We start from the raw sequence: 18960 nt of genomic DNA, 5'->3' as shown, positions 1-18960 counted from the left end.
ATTTAAACCACCCTCGCCAAACAAGCCATCCAAATGCAACCGCATGGTTTGGAGGCATAGTATCTTGAAGCTATACCTCCTTGAGTAGCGCTAAATTAATTCAACACATTCGATACCTGCATTGCTTTAAGCCCCCTATAACTTCCGCTGTTCCAGGCTGGAATAAATCGTTTTAATTTCCGCTTGTAAGCTTTCGCCACGGTATACCATCGACGTATCGTATCGTTTGTACTTCTCATCACGCGTAGCGCTAAACCAGTTGAACGATCCTATGCACAGCAGCCCTTCATCACCAATCACGATTTTACTGTGAACACGGTTGACCAACATAGTCACAATGCCCAGCGCATTTAGTTTTTCCACTGCATCATTAAGGCGCTGCTGTTTTGCTTTGCGCTTTTCATAACTGACGTCTTGGGTATTAAAGCTTTTATCCGTCACAACAGTAATGTCGATACCACGAGCACGAGCCTGGATCATTGATGTTAGAAAACCGGTTTGTTCCAATTTTTCCCAGGTCAGCCAAGGGGAAACAATAGTAATACTTTTACCAATAGCATCAAAAGTCTGATTCAGGAAAACATCATGCTCCTCAACACCGTGCAAGGTAGAGATCTGTGTTTGCGCTGTATTAAGATCCTGGCGTTCTTTATACTCAAACTGAAGTGCATTATTATCGGATGCAAACAGGTATTTTGAAAGCAACCCTCTCGGCGAAGAAGCGGGCTGAATCTCAAACAGGTCCATATCGCCAAAGACCAAAAAGCTATCTTTAGCACGTGAAACGGCAACGTTCAGCATGCTGCTGTCTCTATCAATAAATCCGCCATCTTCATGTTTCGAATACACAGGAGAGAACAGCACAATTGCCCGTTCCGCCCCCTGCAATGAATGAACCGTGCCCACTGTCAGCGAATTTTCATCGCCACTACAATTGATATCCAGCTTACGTAATGACGATTTAATCGCACTGACCTGCGCCGAAAATGGGGTCACAATGCCAACTAATTCATGTAACGGTTTATTGTAGTGATGCTCAATCTCTTCTTTGTGCGCTGCAAGCCATGCAGCAATCGTCTTCGCTTCAAAGTCGTTATAACGACTTCCACCATTGGCCTGCATACCCTTACCATCTATATGCAGATAGCCCATTGCAGGGAATATAGTCCCTTTTTCTTCCCCTCGTTTGGGCTGCAACTTACCGTGATAACTAAGGGTGTTACAGTAGCCAATGATGTTATCGAAGCAGCGACGGTGTTCGTACAGATACATCCCCCGCGCCAAATCCGGATCGTACTGGTAGCGCGAGTTAAACTGTGCAACCTTCATAACGCTGCCGGATGCAGCGCTCTTTCCTGATTCACACACCAAAGCATAAGCTTCAGTAAGTTCTTCCTGAGAACCTTCTGGAAGGATATGCTCCTCAACCATATTGCCAATATCAATACAAGGCAGGCTGTTCCAGATAGGCGCAATCTGTTCTGTGTCGCCAATTACCAGAGCTTTCTTCGCCAGTGCGAAAGAAGCTGCAGCAACCTCAGGAAGCACCTGCCCCGCTTCATCGACGATCAACAAATCGGCGAAGTTATATAAATAACCATTATCATACTTCTTACCGCTAACATGTTCTCTGATAAGCATATGATGAGGAAGCATAAAGGAGGTCATGACGACACAAGGGGTGAGCTTCATTCTTCGCAGCCAGCGGGCTTTAATAGTCTTCGCCCCTTTGCGACCTTTTTCTTCTTGAAGGTTATCGATATTCGCCATATCCATCAGCCACCGACCTTCCCAGTAATGCGTCGCCAGCAAAAACGCTGGGAAACGGAGCTGTGTATCGGCAAGCTCATCGGCTTCGCTCAGATTCAGCTCTGTCTCGCCTGCATAACCCAGCGAATGGGTTATCTCGCACCAACGGATGACTGCTTCACTTTCACGTCGGGAAATGTCCTCAGCGTGATCAATTTGCTGTTGGTACCCGGCCTGTTCTTTATGAGCTTGCTCAATCAATCCATCGATAAAGGCATCAATTCCATCAGGCTGAGATCCCTGGAATGCTGTCATTCTTTCGCCAAACGTAGCCTCCAAAAACAGCTTCATTTGATAGTGACGCTTAGTACGAACGGCGGGAAGCCAGGAGAAGAGAGTGAACATGATCGACTCTCCGGCTCGATATTGTTCCCACTGTTTTTTGCCCTGCGTTAATAGCGAGATTTCATTTGTGCTATTAAGCAGTAACGTTCTCTTATCCTGAATATACTGTTCGAGATCGTCACTGACGGCATGCCGCTCCTGACGGATTGCGTTCAGGTCATCCCATGCAGGCTCGATTTGCTCAAGCTCTGCAGAGAGTTCAACCAAACGCTGATGCAGGAGATCCACAACCTGTTCAGGTGAATGACATTCCTCATTCGGAAAAGCTGCCCTTGCCTTTTCAAGGAAGAAGCACCGGGCATCTTCAACATATTCAAGGGATTCAACACCGTTAAAAAAGGCTTCCGTCTGGTATTTTTTTACCGCCTCGGCTCTTCGTCCCGAAGACGGGAAGTAAGCGCCAAAGCTTTTTACATCTGGTAACCAACGCCCGGCCATAGGCCCGGTACCGATAGAAAAATCTTTGCCGAAGGCCTCGATAATGTTGGTAACGGCCTGATTATTGGTTGATGTCGCAACCACCACCGGTGGTTCAGTTTTGTTTAAAGCTGCTCTCGCCCACTCAGTAGCGATGATGGAGAGAACCAGAGTAGTTTTCCCGGTACCCGGAGGACCATTTACGGCAAGAATATCCCCGGGCTGTTGAGTGAGGTAATGGCTCAGGGCATCGCGCTGCGCGACAGCCAGCGGAAACTTATCACCGGAGTGTCCCAGACGCTCACTAAACATGGCATTACTGGCGAGGAGCGGCTCAACAGGAGACTTCTCTTTCGAGGCAAAGCGCGCCAGCAATGGCACCTCTTTTTTGCACGTCAGCAAATGATCGTACATAGGCAGGATATGGATGCTGCCCCCTCCAGGCTGGTTGGCTTTAATAATGTAGCCATAGCCAGCTGGTTCATATTGCTCAGGTGATGCGAGCCATTTGCCAGCAACATGCTTTAAAAGTTCCTCTGAATCTTTAAGGTACTTTTGCCACCACTGCTGATAACGAGCATATCGTTCCACTCGTTGTTCATCAGTCTCCTCACGTAGCTCATCCTCATTACCGGGACCAAAAGTGATTGAATCATGCGTGGTTCTGTACTTGTCATATTCCGCCATCTCACCAATAGAAAAGGTACCTTTGGGGAGCGGTTCGAGCAGGTCACGGGGAATGGTGGCTGGTGATGTGGGGAATAAAAAGCCTTCGCGGTTGAGTAGTGCAGCGGTAACCAAAGGTGTAACAATATCAGGAGCACCAGCAGTCCGCGCCTTGCCATGCTTTAACAGGCGGATCCATACCTCTGGCCGTAGCAGCACCTCGACGGTCTTGACCTGGGTGTCTTCACCATTGAAGAATAATTCCACAATATCTTCACCCAACCTCCCCCTATCGACGTTCGTCCATTTCGTAAATGATTCATCCTCTCTACGCTCAAATGCCCCTTTTCCAGACTCGGCATCTGCTAAGGTATTACGCCAATATGAAGTGAATCCCTGAGTATTACTGTCCATTCCCCATCCCGTAACTTAAATGAGACAATTGATTTTGTCGTATAAATTCATCATGGTTAAACATTGTCCATGATGCGAGTGGGATCGCAAGAATTGTTTGTATCACTAAACATGGCGTGCCACTTTACATATCGACGGCTACTGAACGGGTATTCTCAATTTTTAATATGCTGTTTGTCATATCTCTGATGCAATAAATGAGGATAGGAATTGTCCTCCTGATACTGGTCATTTCTTTATCCCTTTCCGGTTGCGATAGTCCCTGTAGCAGGTATTATTTTGCGTACTACGTTCCAAAACGATTTTTTGCCGGAGCACTTTACTCCATGGCCGCAATCTCTTTCGAGGGCTTCATGACTAATACTAACTTTTCTCAAACGGCTGCGTTTATCTGGTCGGTGGCCGATCTGCTGCGCGGTGATTTCAAACAGTCTCAGTACGGGCGCGTGATCCTGCCCTTCACGCTGCTGCGTCGTCTTGAGTGTGTGTTGGCGGAAACCAAAGATGCGGTGGTGGCGAAATATGATGAATTAAAAACCAGCACACTGCCGGAAGATGCCAAAGAGAAGTTTCTGCTGCGCGCCAGCGAGCTTTCCTTCTTCAACACCTCGAAGATGGATCTGGGCAAGATGGGGCAGAACGACATCAAAGCCAACCTGGAAAGCTACGTACAGGCGTTCTCCCCGGATGCCCGTGAGATCTTCGAACACTTCAAATTCAGCGAGTTTGTCGGCTTGCTGGAAGATGCCAACCTGCTGTTTAAAGTGGTGAAGAAATTCGCCACCACCGATTTGAGCCCGAAAGCGATTTCCAACTATGAAATGGGCCTGGTGTTTGAAGAGCTTATCCGTCGTTTCGCGGAAAGCTCCAACGAGACCGCCGGTGAGCACTTCACCCCCCGCGATATCGTGCGTCTGACCACGTCGCTGGTGTTTATGGAAGATGATGAAGCCCTGACGCAGCCAGGTATCATCCGCACCATTTACGATCCGACGGCCGGGACCGGCGGCTTCCTCTCTTCAGGCATGGAATATGTGCACGAGCTGAACCCTAACGCGGTGATGCGCGCCTTTGGCCAGGAGCTGAACCCTGAATCCTACGCTATCTGTAAAGCCGACATGCTGATCAAAGGTCAGGATGTCAGCCGCATTAAGCTGGGTAACACCCTCTCTAACGATCAGCTGCCGCAGGATCAGTTCGATTACATGCTCTCTAACCCACCGTTTGGCGTGGACTGGAAGAAGATTGAGGGCGAGATTAACGACGAACATACGCAGAAAGGCTTTAACGGTCGCTTTGGCCCGGGCCTGCCGCGTGTATCCGACGGCTCGCTGCTGTTCCTGATGCACCTGATCAGCAAAATGCGCGACAACCACAATGTGGATGGCACCGTGAGCAACGGCGGGCGTATCGGGATTATCCTTAACGGTTCCCCACTGTTTACCGGTGGTGCGGGCAGCGGTGAGAGTGAAATCCGTCGCTATATTCTGGAGGCCGATTTGTTGGAAGGTATCGTCGCGCTACCAACGGACATGTTCTACAACACCGGCATTGCCACCTACGTCTGGATCCTCTCCAACAAGAAAGCGCCTGAGCGTAAAGGCAAAGTTCAGCTGATTGATGGCACCAACCTGTGCGGTAAGATGCGTAAATCACTGGGTTCCAAGCGTAACCTGATGGGCGATGACGATATCAAACTGATCACCCAAACCTTCGGCGATTTTAAGGTGGTGGATGCCACAAGCCTGGAAGAGCTGGGTCTGGAAAAAGCCGCCGAGCAAAAATCCAGCCGCGGTCGTCAGCCAGCAACGGCCAAGACCGAAGCACCGAAAACCTTCGCCAGCAAAATCTTTAACAGCACCGACTTTGGCTATCGCCGCCTGACCATTGAGCGCCCGCTGCGGTTATCCGCTCAGGTGACGGATGAGGCGATTGCGACACTGCGCTTTGCGCCGAAGCCGTTTAACGCGCCGATGGAACGTCTGTATGACGAGTTCGCGCCCCAATGGCAGGATGATACTTATGGTGATTTCTCCGGACTGGAAGCCGAAGCGCGCGCCATCATCAAAGCCGAATTTGCCGAGCTGAAAGAGAAGCAGATTAAAGACCTGCTCGACAGTAAGCTGTGGCTGGCGCAGCGTGGGTTAATGGAAAAGGCACAGCAGATTCAGACGGCTCTGGGTACGCAGGCGGGTGGCAAAACGCTGGTGAGCAATGACTTCAACCAGTTCCAGCTGACCCTGAAAGGGGCCATCAAAGCGGCTGGCGTTAAACTGGATACGAAAGAGAACAAGCAGTTTATCGACGCTATCACCACGAAAAATCCGGATGCCGAGCCGGTGGTGAAGAAGGTGCTGAAAGAAGCAGCCCAGCCGCTATACGGCGCGTTTGAGTACAAAGGCAAGGTTGTTGAGTTTGAACAGGACGGCGAGCTGCGCGATAACGAAAACGTGCCGCTGAACCCTGCGGTGTCCACCAGCGACCTGATTGAAAACTATTTCGAGTCTGAAGTCCTGCCGCATGTGAGTGACGCGTGGATCAACGCCGATAAGCGTGATGCGAAGGATGGTGAAGTAGGGATTGTCGGTTATGAAATTCCGTTTAACCGCCATTTCTACGTCTATCAGCCTCCGCGCCCGCTCGAAGAGATTGATGCCGATCTGGATGCGGTCAGTGCCGAGATTATGAAGCTGCTGCAGGAGGTACATTCCTGATGGCTAAGTATAAGGCGTATCCGGAGTATAAGGATTCTGGGGTTGAGTGGCTGGGGGATGTTCCCGGGGAATGGGACGTTATTAATATTAAATACCTCAGCCAAGTAAAAAGAGGTGCGTCACCAAGACCGATTGATGACCCTAAGTTTTTCGACGATGACGGAGATTATGCTTGGGTACGGATTGCAGATGTGACGGCTTCGGATACCTATTTACTAGAAACGACACAAAAAATGTCAGCGTTGGGAAGCTCGTTGAGCGTAAAGCTTGAACCTAACAAACTTTTCTTAAGTATCGCAGGTACAGTAGGGAAACCCTGTATCACTGCGATTAGATCATGTATACATGATGGTTTCGTATATTTTCCTTACTTAAAAATACCCAATAAATTCCTTTTCTATGTTTTTGCTGGAGAGCAGGCATATAAAGGATTGGGGAAAATGGGAACTCAGTTAAACCTTAATACTGATACGGTAGGTGGTATTAAAGTCGCATTGCCATCGAATAATGATTTTATTGCGAACATTGTCAATTTCCTCGATCACGAAACCGCAAAAATCGATAACCTGATCGAGAAGCAACAGCAACTAATTGAACTGCTCAAAGAAAAACGCCAGGCAGTGATTAGCCATGCTGTCACCAAAGGGCTAAACCCCGATGCGCCGATGAAAGATTCTGGTGTTGAGTGGCTGGGGGAGGTACCGGAGCATTGGACCGTAACCAGGCTGGGTTATCATGCTATAAAAATAGGGAGCGGCAAAACTCCAAGAGGTGGTTCAGAAATATACCTTGATGAGGGAGTACTCTTCTTAAGAAGTCAAAATATCTACGATGATGGACTTAGGGTAGAATCTTCAGAGTGCGTTTTTATCGATCTTAAAACACATAATGAAATGAAAGGAACTCGTGTTCTTGAAGGTGATATATTGCTTAATATTACCGGTGCTTCGATTGGCCGTAGCTGTATAGTTCCCACGCCATTTGTTGAAGCGAATGTGAATCAGCATGTATGCATACTGCGTTTCACTGAAAATATTCGTGACTTTATTTCATATGCTATGAAATCGTCCTCAACTAAGGAACAGATTGAAGCATGTCAGGTCGGTGGGAATAGGGAGGGACTCAATTTTGAGCAGGCCTCAAAAATTAATATATGTTTACCGCCAGAAGAAGAGATCGGTGCAGTTTTAGGGTATCTAAAAATTAGATTGCCACAATTAGATACTCTTGAAAAAAAAGCGGCAAATATTATTCTGCTTCTCCAAGAGCGCCGCACCGCCCTGATCTCTGCCGCCGTCACTGGAAAAATCGACGTTCGCGATTGGGTTGCCCCGGATACGCAGGATGTTAAGGAGCCACAGGAGGCCAGCGCATGAGCATAGATAGCACCAAAGAGCTGATTTTCCAGGATGAAATGATTGCTCAGATGATCGAGCGAGGCTGGGTTCGTGGCAAAACGGACGGCTTCGATCGCGAACGTGCGCTGTACTCGCAGGATGCCCTGACCTTCGTGCAAACCACGCAGCCGCAGGAGTGGGAGAAGTTTGCCAAAATTTATCCTACCGATACCGAGCGTCATTTCCTTGATGCTCTGGTGGCACAGCTAAAAAAGGCGGATATCAACGCTACCGATATGCTTTCACGCACTTACGGCACGCTCGGCGTGCTGCGTCATGGTATCAAAAGCCATAACGCCCGTTTTTCGCTGTGCCAGTTTAAGCCGGAGCATAACCTCAATCCGGAAACCCTGACGCGCTACAAACAGAATATCTGCCGCATCGTGCCGGAGCTGGTTTACAGCCCGCATGCGTCGAACGCCGCATTTGAAGAAACGGGTAGCAAGGCAAAGAAATGGCGTATCGACCTGGTGTTGTTCGTCAATGGCCTGCCAGTGGCGACGCTGGAACTGAAGTCTGAATTTAAGCAGGCGGTGCAAAACGCCATAACGCAATACAAGAAAACGCGTTTGCCGAAGGACCCTGGCACCAACAAACCTGAGCCGCTGCTGACCTTTAAACGCGGCGCGCTGGTGCACTTTGCCGTCAGCCAGTACGAAGTTTTTATGGCGACCAAGCTCGAGGGCGATAAAACCTTCTTCCTGCCGTTTAACAAAGGCACCCATGACGGCGGCGCGGGGAACGATATCCCGGAAGATGCCAATGACTATGCCACCAGCTACCTGTGGAATGAGGTGTTGCTGCCGGACAACCTGCTGAAAATTCTCGCGAGCTTCGTGCATCTGCAAATCGTAGAAAAAGAAGATGCCATTGGCCTAAAGTACAAAAGCGAGAGCCTGATTTTCCCGCGCTATCACCAGTGGGACGTGGTGAACAAACTGATCACCGCCGCCACGGAGGAAGGGACTGGCAATAAATACCTGATTCAGCACAGTGCCGGGTCGGGCAAATCGAACTCTATCGCCTGGACGGCACATCAGCTTTCCCGCCTGTACGACGAAAATGGCGAGAAGCAGTTCCACTCGGTGATTGTGGTGACGGACCGCACCGTGCTTGACGATCAGCTGCAGGACACCATCTATCAGTTTGAACATCAGGACGGCGTAGTCGGGCGTATCAATAACAAAGAAGGCGATGGTTCTAAATCGGAGAAGCTGGCCAGCGCGCTGGAAAACTCGCAGCCGATTATCATCGTCACCATTCAGACCTTCCCGTTTGTCCTGAAGGCGATTGAAAACAGCGTCAGCCTCAAGCAGCGAAAATACGCTGTGATTGCCGATGAAGCGCACTCCTCGCAGAGCGGCTCTACGGCGCGTCAGTTGAAAGAAGTGCTGATGACCGAAGAAACGGATGACGATGTGGAGATGTCTTCAGAAGATATTCTGGACGCCACCGTCGCCGCGCGTAAAGGCAGCAACAACCTCAACTATTACGCCTTCACCGCCACGCCAAAAGCCAAAACGCTGGAGCTGTTTGGCCGTCGTCCCAACCCGCAGGAACCGGCTTCAAAAACCAATAAACCGGAAGCGTTCCACGTTTACTCCATGCGTCAGGCTATCGAAGAAGGCTTTATTCTTGATGTCCTGAAGAACTACACCAACTACAAGGTAGCCTACAAACTGCTGCAAAAGCTGGACGATCCTGATAGGGAAGTGGACAGCAAGAAAGCGAAGATCAAACTGAACCAGTGGGTCTCGCTGCACGATCATAACGTGTCGCAGAAAGTGAAGGTGATTGTTGAGCACTTCCGCAAGCATGTAATGCACTTGCTGGCTGGCCAGGCAAAAGCGATGGTGGTGACCAGTTCGCGTAAGGCGGCGGTGCGCTACAAGCTGGCGTTCGATAAATACATCGCCGAGCAAAAGTACGACAAGATCAGCGCCATGGTGGCGTTCTCCGGGGAAGTGGAATTCCACGAAGATGACCACAACAGCCTTGCGCTGCTTAACCAGAAGTTCACCGAGATCAATATGAACCCCGGACTGAAGGGCCGGGATATGCGTAAAGCGTTTGATACCGACGACTACCAGGTAATGCTGGTGGCTAACAAATTCCAGACCGGTTTTGACCAGCCCAAGCTGTGCGCCATGTATGTGGATAAAAAGCTGGGCGGTGTGGAGTGTGTGCAGACCCTGTCGCGCCTGAACCGTACCTATCCAGGGAAGGCGCAGTCCGGCACCTTTGTGCTCGATTTCTACAACGAACCCGAAGATATTTTGGGGGCTTTCCAGCCGTACTACCAGACTGCGGAACTGACCGATGTCAGCGATCCGCAACTCGTCTTTGAGCTTTATGAAAAACTGCGCACCAGCGGCATTTTCCTGTGGAACGAAGTGGAGCAATTCTGCGAGGCGTTTTTTAGCAAAAACAAATCCAACGCGGCCATTAGCAATATCTGCAAACCTGCGGTGGAGCGCTGGAAGCATCGCTACACCTCGGCGATTGATGCGTATGTGCTGGCTAAAGAGATGTTTGAACGCACGAAGAAGACCGGCGACGTTGTGCTGATCACCAATGCGGAAAATACCTTTAAGGACTGCGAGAAAGAAAAAAGTAAGCTGGATATCTTCAAGAAGGATCTCGGTAGCTTTGTCCGCTTTTACGAGTTTATGTCGCAAATCGTCGATTACGACGACAAAGACCTGGAAAAGCTGAGCCTGTTTGCCCGTCATCTGCGTCCGTTGCTGCATGAACAGCGTATCGAAGAAGATGAGATTGATTTAAGCAACGTGGAGATGAGCCATTACCGTTTGTCAAAACTCCACGAGCAGCACCTGAAGCTGCAGGAAGATGCGGCGGAATACAAAATCAAACCGGGTAATGATGTAGGTACCGCGAAGCCAAAGGACAAGAAAGAAGAGTTTCTGTCGAATATCCTGGCGCGCCTTAATGAGCTGTTTGTCACAGATAATCTCACCGATAAAGACATGATCAACTATGCCTTCGCGGTGCGCGACAAGCTGTCAGAAAACCAGGCGGTGATGACCCAGATTGCTAACAATACACGCGAGCAGGCGATGCTGGGCGATTTCCCGAAAGCCATTGATGATGCCGTGATGGACAGCAATGAGGCCCAGCAGGAGATGATGGTGCAATATCTCTCTAACCCTGAACTGGCCAAGGGCTTTGCTCGGGTGGTGTTTGATATGTTGAAAGGGGCTTAACGCTTTTTCATCAAGGAGTGGTGTAGGAAATGCTGAATTCTCTCGAGATATACCAGGCGTTGAATGAATTGGGTTATCGTCTTGAGTCTGGAAAATTCGAGCCAAGCTATGCTTCTGAGCATGCGCTCGGGAATGGAAAGTATCTGTATGTCAAACGCCGTCAGGACGGTGTGGTTAACAAGAGCCCATTGGTTCTTGCACCAGAAACCCTGGCCTTAAAAGCGGAAATCGATCGTATTTCGGGTATCCACTGCCTTTGGGAAAAAGTAAAAAGCACCAGCTACCGCCGTTATCCGAAAGATAACGGTACATCCCAATATGGTTTCGCGGCTGATGTTGAGTCAGTTGAAGCGTTACAGGCGCTGGTAACTTTGCTGGGAGGCCAACCAGCTATAACTCCCCAAACCGGACTAATAAGAGACAACGAAAATAAGGAACAATCATTAATGTATCCCTTAAACCAAATTCTCTTCGGGCCCCCCGGCACAGGTAAAACCTACTCTACGACCGAAATGGCGGTAAAAATCGCCGATAATGCGTGGTACCAACAGGCTACGCGCGAACATCATGGCAATGACTTACGGGAGTTGGTAAAAGAACGCTATAAGGCGTTGGTAGAAAAGCAGCGCATTATGTTTACCACCTTCCACCAGAGCTTCTCCTATGAAGACTTTATCGAAGGGATCCGCGCGACTACTGATGATACATCGGGTGCGCTTCGCTACGAAGTAGTGGATGGTATTTTTAAACAGCTGTGCCTGAATGCTGAAGTTAAAACACGTGGTAGTTCAAACCAATCATTGTCCTTGAATGGGAGACGGATTTGGAAAATGTCTCTCGGGAATACGCTTGACGGAGAAGATTATATTTTTGATGAATGCCTTGCGAATAATTATATTCTATTAGGTTGGGGTGATAATCTTGATTTTAGTGGCTGCACGACAGCTGCTGATATCCGACTGCGCATCGATGAAGCGAGTGATAGTCTGGTTGAGCGAAGTGAATACATGCTGACTGCGGTCAATATGTTTAAAAATATCATGCAAAATGGTGATATAGTTATTATTTCCGATGGCAACCATAAATTTAGAGCCATTGCCGAGATCGCTGGCGATTATCAATTTCTACCTAATGATGAACGCGTCGGCTATCATCAAATGCGTAAGGTCAACTGGCTACGAACCTATTCGCCGAGCTTACCGAAAGAACAACTTTTTTTAAAAGCACTTTCACAGATGACATTATATGAGTTGAGGGATACCTCAATTGACAGGGAAAAACTGTCTCAACTACTGGCTCCGGTTGAAACAACTGATAATCAAGCATTGCCGCACGTGCTCATCATCGATGAAATAAATCGCGGTAATATTGCCCGCATTTTTGGTGAATTAATTACTCTGCTGGAACCCGATAAGCGACAGGGTGCCGAAGATGTCCGCACTTTAGTATTACCTTATTCTAAGCAGCTGTTTTCCGTGCCTAAAAATGTCTATGTGATTGGCACTATGAATACTGCTGATAAGTCGTTAATTCAGATGGATCTGGCGTTAAGGCGCCGTTTTAGCTTTACAGAAATGCCTGCAAGACCGGAGTTGTTAGCAGGGATCACTGCGTATGGCGTTGATGCCGCACAGTTGCTAACGCGTATTAATCAGCGTATCGAAGCGCTACTGGATAGTGAGCATATGATTGGTCATGCTTACTTTATGCCACTAAAGAAATTAGACAATAACGCCGACCGCGAAGCCTGCCTGGCCAGCATCTTCCATGACAAAATCATTCCCTTGCTGAGAGAGTATTTCTTTGATGATTATGAGCGTATCGGTTGGGTGCTTAATGACTCGGTAAAAGCGAAAGAAAATCGTTTTATTCTGTTACAGCAGTCAGCACAACTACCATCACTTTCTACACTATTCCCGAAAGATATTGCGGATAGTTTGTCTGACAGACGCTTTCGTATCAATGAACATGCTTTCGCGTCGGCAGAAGCTTATCAGGGTATTGTGGCATGATGATCAAGGTCCGGGAATATGCCCTGCTGACTTGTGATAACTCACAACCAGCGAGTATGGATTTGGGAATAGTTTCTGAGGCAACCTTTTCCTGGCTTGAGCAATTGCAACACAAGTGGCGTGGTTCTTCGCAAATTCTCAGTCGGGAAGGGAAGCGGTTTTTGCGTTTGGGAAGCTATGTTGGTTATCTACAATCCCCGAATGGCGAGTCAATTGAAATTCTGCCAAAAACCACATTTGAAGCGCCAACTGAGGTAGTCCCTCTACGTCAGCTTTTGCGCCGAATGCTAAGCGCCTCTTTAGGGATTACGCCTCGTGAGGCAAATCAGGCTGCATTGCAACGTAGCGATCAGCCTCTACATGAATGGATAATCAGTGAGTTTTTACGGCATCTTGCTGATTTAGTACGCAAAGGACTTCGCTTCGATTATCATCTCATTGAGGATGAACATAGTGCGTTCATCCGCGGTCAATTGAATGTCACAGCGCAAATGAGAATGCCTCCGGGCAGAGGCACTCGTTTTCATGTGCGCTATGCCGAGTTCTCCCCTCAGCGCATCGAGAACCGTCTGCTACGGACGGCTTTGGATTGGTCGCTTAAAATGGCCAGGCAAGGGCAGAGCTGGAGGCAGGCAAATTCTCTAAGCCATCAACTGGAAGACATATTGCCTATTTGTGGCAGTACAACACAGCTAATGAGGCAATGGAGCGATGATAAATATCTCTTCGGATATCGCGCTATAAAACCGTGGTGCCAGCTCATTCTTGAACAGATGAATCCAGATTTTCAACTTGGATCGCATCAGGGAATCTCTTTGTTATTTCCTATGGAGAAGTTATATGAGGGCTGGGTAGGATGCGGTCTGGCTGGGGCATTGCATCACGATCACCGGCTCATAGAACAAACCAAGAGCCAGTACTTGTTGGAGCATGTACCTGTTGGTGAAAAGTCTTCTCAACGATGGTTCTTGCTAAAACCAGACTTTCTTATCACAGGCGGGCAGACGGTGGTTCTGGATGCTAAATGGAAACTATTAGATAGCAGAGCTGATGACAGTCTGAGGAAGTATGAAATCAGCCAGCCTGACCTGTACCAAATGTTCGCCTATGGACAAAAGTATCTTGGAGGGAAAGGAAATATGATGCTCATTTATCCGCGTCATCAGTATTTTGCCACACCATTGCCGGTGTTCCGTTTCGATGAAGATTTGTCTGTATGGTGTGTACCCTTTGATCTTGAAACGGGTAGATTAGTGAAAGGTGAGTGGCAAACTTCTTTCCATTGTTTTCCCTGTGAAGAGGTAGTAACGGCTCATAGCGATTAACCAAATAATCGGTAAATTATTGAAAGCTTATAGCTAAGGAAGCAATCATCATGATTTATAGAGATTTTTACCATTTACTGTTGGAGTCTTTTTCCCAGCCAGTTGAGCTGTACACTGAGTCAAGAAATATACCTTTTACGCTGTACGTTGAAGAACAAAAGCTGTTTGTTCGAAATGGAAAAGATAATACCAGCCGTATTGGCCCCAAAGAAGTCGCAGCATTTGTTGAGCGGTTTGAAGAAGATGGAAGCATGTTAGCTAAAGACTACCAAGATGTGACTTTCAAAGCCTCCTATTTATTGGCTGCAATGAAATATATCACTTTAAAAAACGCGCTGAATCCTGGCAATAAATAGCCATCTTTACTTCTAGATGGTTATTTATTAAAGCTTTCTCAATCATTCCCTCCACCACAGACCTATTTTTCCTCAACTCACCCATTTAAGTCACATACCGCCGCATTATTGTTAAGTAGCTCAGACTCCCCCCCTGGAAGATGTGGTCTATTACCGGAAGCCCCCCAGCCATCACTTGTGCGGAGTTAAAATCGCTAAACCTGTTTTTCATCTCATAACGTATGATGGTTGTAGTGCGCTGTTGAAGAAGAGCAACAACCTCAAGGCGTTAAAACCTCCCTGCGGTTTAAATGGGTGCTCATAAATCGCGAGTTTTAACTCAACGATGTTGTCATCGGCGAGCTTATATTGTTTGAAACCGCAAACGAGCCATCAGAGAAGTCATCTCACACGCTCGGAAAATATGGCGCGACGTCCAGGCTCTCCAAGCGCCAGCAAATTCCTGTCTGACTACTCAAGCGTTCCGAGATCCGGCTTAAGTGCCGGTCTTTTTATGTCAATTTTCTGACTTTCCCGTTGATGTTGAGAGTGCATGTCTATGCTGCATGAAAACGCATGAGACCCATGCATCAATTTTAATCCCGCCCCCCGTGATTCACGGGCCTTGTGGACAAATCGGCAGTGCATGAAAACCTATGCATTAAGTGAAGCGGGCAGGCGGGCGGGGCTGTGCGCGCTACGCTTTGACTAATAGGCGTGGAGTTCTTGTATTGAAATCTAATAATACGATAAGGTGGTCATTACATAATGGTTTGAAGTTAAAACTGTTAAGTTAAATGTAGATAATGCTCCATATTTGATATATAACTTATAAAATTAGTTGTTATCAACACTCTGATAGCAATCATTAAACCTTAACTTCTTCGAAAGCATGATGGAGAGTTGAATGAACGACATTTTCAAAAGTGAGATTAACAAAGGAAACATATTCTCATTCTTGTTTTTGAAAGAAAAAGAAGATGAGCATGTTTACAAAAAGTTTTTTATGTTTTGCAAAAATGAAAACATAAAAATCACAGAACTCATCCATAATAAAAAACCTCTTACCCCGGATGACAAATACATTATTTTACATGCCATATGCAATCTTCTTAATTTTGAAAAAACGACACTCGATTACTTTTACTATATTTTAACCACAGCGGAAGTAGATCTAAATAATTATTTAACCTTCAACACCTTCAGTATATTTGTAAAAAACAACTTTAAAGCCGATAGTTTTGAACACTCAGTGTCCGACATTATAAAAAACAAGAAGGAGTTGATTAACCTCATCCCATTAATGTCAGGGGAATTACTTAATATATCAAAAGTAAAATATTTTGATGGTATAAAAATCCTAATAAAAAATAGCGATGAATATTTAACAAAAGCAACAATACAATCCATAAAAAAAATAAACAGTTCAACTCAAGAGATAGGCCAGATAGTCTTACCTTTCCTAATAACTAACATTACAGATGGTCTTTCAAACGAAATAAAGAAAGATTGTTTTGAGTGCATGATTTACTTAAGTCAGTATAGCATACAAATTTGCGATGCTTTATTAAATTTATTAAAAAATGATACTCACGAGTTCATCAGTGGGGATTTTTTATTATTCATCATGGGCGGTTACCACGAAAGCACACCCGATACAATTAAAATTAAATTGAAAGATGTACTTTTCTCTAAGGAGAAACTTAACTTTAGCTCCACCTTAGACTTTTCTTTAGTTAACATACTAACCAAATATAATTATAATGATGCCGAGGATATATTTCTCTGGATAATAAAAACCGCAGACAAAGAACTCATTTCTAATCTTCAGTCAACTTTTTACCACATAGCCACAAATAGAACATTATACAGCAAGCTACTACTAAAATTATTTAACGCATCAGACATAAAATTCAACAACGTAGCCACAAAAATTTGCTTAGAAATAAAAAACAAAAACCTTGAGCTTGATATCAATAACACAAACGACCAAGTTGATTATTTATCAATTTTAAAAAGGATTAATCACTTATTATTTTCCTATCCAGATAAAGTTATCACCCTTACAATGCAAATTTTTAACAATAACCCTTCCAACGATAATTTCAGTATATTTAGAGAAGTAATAGTTAGAAACTACCCAAGTGAAGTACGCAAATTAATAGAAGACTACGAATCTACAACTGAAAATCCTTTCATAAATGAATGCAAATATGCAATTTCAGAAACTGACCAGAACTGGCAGGGAATTGAATATATAAATGAATTGAGATGTTCAAATGATGAGATTAGAGCATTCCAGTCAATTCAGTATGAAAACATGAAAGAAATACATGATGAAGCAGAGAAGAAATCTTTTTTCTCTAGCCTTTTTGGCAGTAACAAAATAATAATCCTTTACGGCAACGGTTCAGTAATAAAAAATAATACTAAAGACGCGAATGAGGAAAGACAAGAAATAAAACTTTCCACACATAAATTTTCCCATGAGATTCCCTCAGGATTAATCCATGACCCTTTAGGTTTGGAAATGCAACTCTCTAGGTTAAAAAAAGAAGGTTTAGAAAAATGAAAATTATCATCAAACAATATTTGTCGGCATTAAGAGAAAGAGAAGAACTCGATGCACTTATTCCAGACCTAGTAAGCCAAATGGGCCTTAACGTTTATTCTGTTCCACGTAGAGGAACTTTGCAGCATGGTGTAGATGTTGCAGCGGTAGGAAAGGTGGAAAATAATCAAGAAGCTATATATTTATTTTCAATTAAATCTGGTGATTTGACTCATGAAGAGTGGGATGGTGCATCAAAACAATCTCTCAGACCATCACTTAACGAAATCATAGATAGCTACATTCCATCTAGAATACCTAAACAATATGATCACCTACCCATTAAGATATGTATTTGTTTTGGCGGCAACATAAGAGAAAATGTTAGACAATCTGTTTCTGGTTATATAAACAGCAATACAAATAAAAGAGTTTCCTTTGAAGAATGGAATGGCGACATGCTTTCAGAACTCGTTATAAAATACCTTTTTAATGAGAACATTTTCCCAGAAACCATGCGATTTTCGTTGAGAAAATCACTTGCTTTCTTAGACGATAGCAGTATTTCCAACCAAAACTTCAATAAACTGTTATCACTGATTTTGGCTAACACCTCCACTAATGACCTAGTTAAACTCAGACAAATGAGCATTTCTCTTTGGATTGTTACATCATGGTGCCGAATGCAAAATAATTTATTACCCGCACTGATGGCTTCAGAAGATATCCTGCTCACTTCATGGGACCTAATTCGAAAAACAAAAGTAAAAAGCAAGAAATATAAAGAATATGAAGAAATATTTGAAAAATTAATTTCAACCTATCTTGATATCCATAAAGAATTTACAAAAAAAATTAGTATCCCGGCAAAAAAAGATAGGATCTTGAGTGCGGGTGTATATCCTTCATCATCAGTTTCAGTCAACCTTAAATTATATGATTTAGTTGGAAGATTATCAGCATATGGATCTTGGCTATGTTGGTCCATTAGAAAAAAATGGCAGAATGAAGATGACACCATAAAAGAAGTTGAAGATTTTCGCTTACTACAAAAAGTTATTAAGGACCTCATCGAAAACAATAGCACATTGTATTCTCCATTAAAAGATAGCCAAGCTATTGAAATAGGAATTTGTCTCTTCGCACTTTCACTAGATGATAATAATAAAACATTTATCAATTTCTGGCTATATAACATGATAGATAGAATACAATATTCCCTAGTAATGAAAAGGTACTACCCTAGTAATACAGAAGACTATGATGATCTACACACTACAGTTAACAATATTAATGACGATGAGTTTAAAAAAATCACTTTAGCATCAATCCTTTATCCTACACTTGTTATTTTTTCATCAATTCATCGATTTGAAGATAAGGTTGACGCGATTGGAGAAATTCAAAGCCATGCTTTAGAACATTGCAATATGCAATACTTTTATCTAGAAAGCGATTCTGAAAGCACTATTTACAGCAAGAGAAATCATAATGGTTACACTATAATTAACTGTATATTAGATAAAACATTTAGTGGGACTTACAATTCTTTCTTTTGTGAACTCGAGAGTCACAATTTCATAAATGACATCTCTTGTTACAATAGAGGCTATTGGCCTTTAATTATAAACGGCTGTAGAAGAAACAGGTTCCCTATTCCACTACAATTATTAACAGATGAGTTTCATGATGAAATTTTATCGATGAAGGAAGAGTGAGCCACACTAAAGATTTGTCATGACGATTAGTTA

9 protein-coding genes are annotated in these 18960 nt (G+C 45.1%); 8 read left to right on the top strand and 1 reads right to left on the bottom strand.

Annotated features, from left to right (window positions below; translation table 11 throughout):
- Positions 1-135 precede the first annotated feature (135 nt).
- The gene (locus tag RRF55_RS13975) at positions 136-3651 is read right to left on the bottom strand and encodes an AAA domain-containing protein (RefSeq protein ID WP_075211307.1); all 3516 of its coding nucleotides are present in this window, start codon (positions 3649-3651) and stop codon (positions 136-138) included.
- Positions 3652-4004: 353 nt separating this feature from the next.
- Between RRF55_RS13975 and RRF55_RS13970 the strand changes: the two genes are divergently transcribed.
- The 8 genes from RRF55_RS13970 to RRF55_RS13935 all read left to right on the top strand — a co-directional run bounded on the left by RRF55_RS13970 (position 4005) and on the right by RRF55_RS13935 (position 18927).
- Positions 4005-6365, top strand: a complete 2361-nt coding sequence (locus RRF55_RS13970) for a type I restriction-modification system subunit M (RefSeq protein WP_165452880.1) — start codon at positions 4005-4007, stop codon at positions 6363-6365.
- On the top strand, positions 6365-7741 hold the full coding sequence (locus RRF55_RS13965; protein ID WP_048974532.1) for a restriction endonuclease subunit S: 1377 nt from the start codon (positions 6365-6367) through the stop codon (positions 7739-7741). The genes RRF55_RS13970 and RRF55_RS13965 overlap by 1 nt, the downstream gene beginning before the upstream one ends.
- Positions 7738-10986, top strand: a complete 3249-nt coding sequence (locus RRF55_RS13960; RefSeq protein ID WP_048974533.1) for a type I restriction endonuclease subunit R — start codon at positions 7738-7740, stop codon at positions 10984-10986. Before RRF55_RS13965 ends, RRF55_RS13960 begins: the two co-directional genes overlap by 4 nt.
- Positions 10987-11015: 29 nt before the next feature.
- Positions 11016-12998 carry an AAA family ATPase gene (locus RRF55_RS13955; RefSeq protein WP_048974534.1) on the top strand — a complete coding sequence of 661 codons (1983 nt, stop codon included), beginning with the start codon at positions 11016-11018 and terminating at the stop codon, positions 12996-12998.
- Positions 12995-14323, top strand: a complete 1329-nt coding sequence (locus RRF55_RS13950; RefSeq protein ID WP_048974535.1) for an McrC family protein — start codon at positions 12995-12997, stop codon at positions 14321-14323. Before RRF55_RS13955 ends, RRF55_RS13950 begins: the two co-directional genes overlap by 4 nt.
- 50 nt (positions 14324-14373) lie before the next feature.
- Complete coding sequence (locus RRF55_RS13945) at positions 14374-14679, top strand: hypothetical protein (RefSeq protein ID WP_130974883.1); 306 nt, start codon at positions 14374-14376, stop codon at positions 14677-14679.
- Between the two features lie 886 nt (positions 14680-15565).
- A complete protein-coding gene (locus tag RRF55_RS13940; RefSeq protein WP_048974537.1) occupies positions 15566-17230 on the top strand; it encodes a hypothetical protein in 1665 nt (554 codons plus the stop codon).
- A complete protein-coding gene (locus tag RRF55_RS13935; protein WP_130957664.1) occupies positions 17227-18927 on the top strand; it encodes a hypothetical protein in 1701 nt (566 codons plus the stop codon). The genes RRF55_RS13940 and RRF55_RS13935 overlap by 4 nt, the downstream gene beginning before the upstream one ends.
- Positions 18928-18960 lie beyond the last annotated feature (33 nt).

The sequence above is a fragment of the Klebsiella sp. K47 genome (assembly GCF_051858335.1).
In the GTDB taxonomy this organism is placed as follows: Bacteria; Pseudomonadota; Gammaproteobacteria; order Enterobacterales; family Enterobacteriaceae; genus Klebsiella; species Klebsiella pneumoniae.
Note: the sequence above shows the minus strand (reverse complement) of the source record. Positions and strands in the feature narration are given on the sequence as shown.